General features: G+C 74.8%; 4 protein-coding genes. All 4 read right to left on the reverse strand.

What is annotated here, in order from left to right; translation table 11 throughout:
* Nucleotides 1-782 (reverse strand): amidohydrolase family protein (locus E4P40_RS26940; RefSeq protein ID WP_167762384.1); only part of this gene is annotated, 782 nt, incomplete at its 3' end.
* A 41-nt stretch (nucleotides 783-823) separates the two neighbouring features.
* Nucleotides 824-1,135, reverse strand: a complete 312-nt coding sequence (locus E4P40_RS26945; RefSeq protein WP_135161367.1) for a DUF4333 domain-containing protein — start codon at nucleotides 1,133-1,135, stop codon at nucleotides 824-826.
* Between the two features lie 82 nt (nucleotides 1,136-1,217).
* Entirely contained in the window at nucleotides 1,218-2,339 is a 1,122-nt protein-coding gene (gene alc / locus E4P40_RS26950) for an allantoicase (protein WP_135161368.1), read from the reverse strand.
* A 25-nt stretch (nucleotides 2,340-2,364) separates the two neighbouring features.
* The coding region (gene allB, locus E4P40_RS26955; protein ID WP_209305547.1) for an allantoinase AllB at nucleotides 2,365-3,648 on the reverse strand (1,284 nt) is incomplete at its 5' end.

Below are 3,648 nucleotides of genomic sequence, written 5' to 3' on the forward strand. Positions count from 1 at the left end.
TAGTCGACCGGACGGCGGCCGAACGTCTCCAGGCAGAAGGCGTCCTCGTCCTGCGTCTCGGCCAGGTGCGTGTGCAGCCGCACGTCGAGCCGCTCGGCCAGCTCGGCGGTGCGGGTCATGAGCGACGTCGAGACGCTGAACGGCGAGCACGGCGCCAGCGCGATCCGCGTCATGGCGAGGGGCGAGCGGTCGTGGTGGGCGGCGACCAGGCGCTCGGACTCGGCCAGGATCTCGTCGTCGTCCTGGACGACGGAGTCCGGCGGCAGCCCGCCGTCCTTGACCGACAGCGACATCGAGCCGCGGGTGACGTGCGATCGCATGCCGAGGTCCCGCGCGGCGGCGACCTCGGCGGAGATCAGGTCACCGGCACCGCGAGGGTGCACGTACAGGTGGTCGGTGGACGTGGTGCAGCCGGCGAGCGCGAGCTCGGTGAGTCCGACGTAGGCGCTGACGTAGGCGGCCTCCTCGTCCAGCCGGGCCCACAACGGGTAGAGCGTGACCAGCCAGTCGAACAGGCCGCCGGTCAGCGCCGGCGCGAACGCCCGGGTCAGGTTCTGGTAGAGGTGGTGGTGGGTGTTGACCAGCCCCGGCGTCACGAGGCAGCCGCGCGCGTCGATCGTGCGGACGGCGTCGGGCCGCGGCTCGTCCGGACCGCCCAGACCGCTGACCGCCCCGTCGGTGACCGCCACCCAGCCGCCGGCGATCTCCCGCCGGGCGTCGTCGACGGTGGCGACGAGCTCGGCGTCGGTGATCAGCAGGTCGGCGCGCGCGGGAGTCTCCACGGGGGCATCCTGCCGCCCCCGGGTTCCCGCGCCGTGTCGCCCTACGCGGCGGGCTCCTCGTCGACCTCGACGTCGAAGTTCACGGTGTCCCCCTCGACGGACGTGACCGTGACCGTGACCCCGTACTCCGTCGGGTCATCGCCCGCCGTGAGGGTGCACCGGGTCTCAGCGCCCACCTCGGCCTCGAGGTCGTCCGGGCACGAGATGTCGGGACGGGTCCCGATCTGCTCCTCGAGGGCGTCCTCGGCCTTCTCGGCGGTGTCCTCGGCGGCCAGGGTGCTGGCGCTGCAGGCCGCGAGGCCGAGCAACAGGAACGGGGTGGCAGCAGCCAGCACGCGCAGGCGACGGGGCACGACGACTCCTCGGGAAGACCGGACGGCCGGGCGACCCTATCGGCGCGGAGCGGGACGGCGAACCCGTTCGCGCGCGACGGCGTCAGGCGTCCGGGCCGTCCAACAGCCGGGCGACCTCCGGCGGCAGCTCCCCGCTCACCGGCCGGCCGCCGACCAGGCGGCCGGCCTGCTGCGGCGGCAGACCGATGGAGCCCAGCACCTCCAGCGCCTGGACGTCGGGCAGCGCGTCGAACCAGCGCCGGCCCAGCTCCGCCCGTCCGGCGGCCGTCGGGCGGCCCCACAGGCGCAGGCGCGCCATGCCGCCGTCCGGGAAGACGTCCAGGCGGACGCGGTCGACACCGGGCGCGGCGTCGAGGACGAACCGGTGCCGGGTGTCCGGCTGCAGACGGGTGCGGGGCAGCAGCGGCACCTCGCCGTCCGGGCCGATGCCGGTGAGGGACGCGGTCCCGGGGGCGTTGCCGAGGAAGTAGGAGGTGTCGAGCTCGGCGAGGGTGACGACGCCCTCGCAGGCCAGGGCGAGCTCCACCCAGTCGTTGCCGGAGTCGCGGCGGCGGGCGGTCTCCCAGCCCTCGCCCATCGACCGGGCCAGTCCCCGGCCGATCAGCTGCGAGGGACGGCCGTAGAACTCGTTGCTGACACCGGTGACCCGGCCGCCGTTCTCCAGCGCCGCGAGGTCGAACGGGCCGGCGTCCAGCAGGCGGGGGTCGGGGAGCACGGTCCCGTGCACGCGCAGCCTCGCGACGCCGCCGTCCGGATGGATGTTGAGGCGGACGTGGGTGACCCGGCGGTCGGAGAAGACGGGGAAGTGGTTGTGGGTGTTGCCGGCCACGTCGTGCGGCTCGAGCAGCGGCTGCCAGTCGGCCTTGGACAGCTCGTCCACGGTCGGATGGCCCTCGACCGCGGCACCGTCCAGCGAGATCCGCGGCGGGTAGTTGCCGCTGAAGTACGCGGTGTCGACGAGGACGCCGGCCACCACCCCCGGAGCGCCCAGCCGCACGATCGCCCAGTCGTGACCCGGGATGCGCCGCCGCCGGGTCTCCCAGCCGTCGTACTCCTTGCCCTTGTGCCCGAACTCGGTGCGCGCCACGGGCGGCTCGGGCAGCACCAGGTTCTCCCGGGCCGCGAAGAACTCGTCGTTGGCCGCGACGACAGCACCGCCCAGTGCTCGGGAGGCGAGGTCGGGCAGGCGCGTGAAGTCGGTCATCGGGCTCCTCGGAACGGCGGCGCCCTCACTGTGGCATGCCGCGCCCCAGCAACCGGCCGATGGGGGAACCGTCCGCCGGCCGCCCGCCCAGCCACGTGCGCCGGATCGCGCCGGTGACCGACCGGCCCGAGTAGGGCGTCACCGGGTTGCGGTGCTCCAGGTCGCCGACCGTCCACTCCTCGTCGGGTGCGAAGGCGACCAGGTCCGCGTCGCGGCCGACGGCGATCGCACCCTTACCCGGCAGGCCGGCCAGGCGGGCCGGCGCCTCGGCCATCCAGCGCACCACCCGGTCCAGTCCGATCCCGCGCTGCCGGGCGCCGGTCCACACCACCGGCAGGGCGACCTGCAGGGACGCGATCCCGCCCCAGGCCGCCCCGAAGTCGCCGCTGTCGAGCCGCTTGAGGTCCGGGGTGCACGGCGAGTGGTCGCTGACGACGAGGTCGATGTCGCCGCCCTGCAGCGCCGCCCAGAGCTCCTCCCGGTGCGCCGCCTCGCGGATCGGCGGGCAGCACTTGAACGCCGTGGCGCCGTCGGGCACCTGCTCGGCGGCGAAGGTCAGGTAGTGCGGGCACGTCTCGACGGTGATCCGCACGCCCTCGGCCCGCGCCTTCCGCAGCAGCGGCAGCGCATCGGCGGCGGCCAGGTGGACGACGTGAGTGCGCGCTCCGGTGTCGCGGGCCGCGGCCACCAACCCGGCGATCGCCGACTCCTCGGCCGCGCCCGGCCGGGACGCGAGGAAGGCCGCGTAGCTCGCGCCGGTGGGCTCGGGAGCCGCGGCGATCACCTCGGCGTCCTCGGCGTGCGCGATCAGCAGACCGTCGAAGGCGGCCAGGTCGGCGAGGGCGGCGCGCAGGCCGGCGTCGTCCAACGGCGGGAACTCCGGGACGCCGGAGTCGAGCAGGAAGCACTTGAACCCCACGACGCCGGCCTCGTGCAGCGGGCGGAGCTGGTCGAGGTTGCCCGGCACGGCACCGCCCCAGAAGGCGACGTCGGCCGCGACCTGCCCGTCCGCCGTCTCTCGTTTCACGTGCAACGCCTCGACGGTCGTCGTCGGGGGGATCGAGTTCAGCGGCATGTCGACGATCGTGGTGACGCCGCCGGCGATCGCGGCGCGGGTGGCTGTCGCGAAGCCCTCCCACTCGGTGCGTCCCGGCTCGTTGACGTGGACGTGGCTGTCGACCAGCCCGGGGAGCAGCGCCTCGTCGTCGGCGAGGGTCACCGCCGTGGCCGGGACGTCGTCGAACGCGGTGACGGCGGTGATGCGGCCCTCCTCGGTGTGGACGGCGGCGGCGCGCTCACCGTCGGGCAG

The organism is Blastococcus sp. CT_GayMR20 (assembly GCF_004570345.1).

Excerpts from the sequence above, each read along its gene's own strand:
- alc (WP_135161368.1), bottom strand. The coding sequence starts at position 2,339 with ATGACCGACTTCACGCGCCTGCCCGACCTCGCCTCCCGAGCACTGGGC.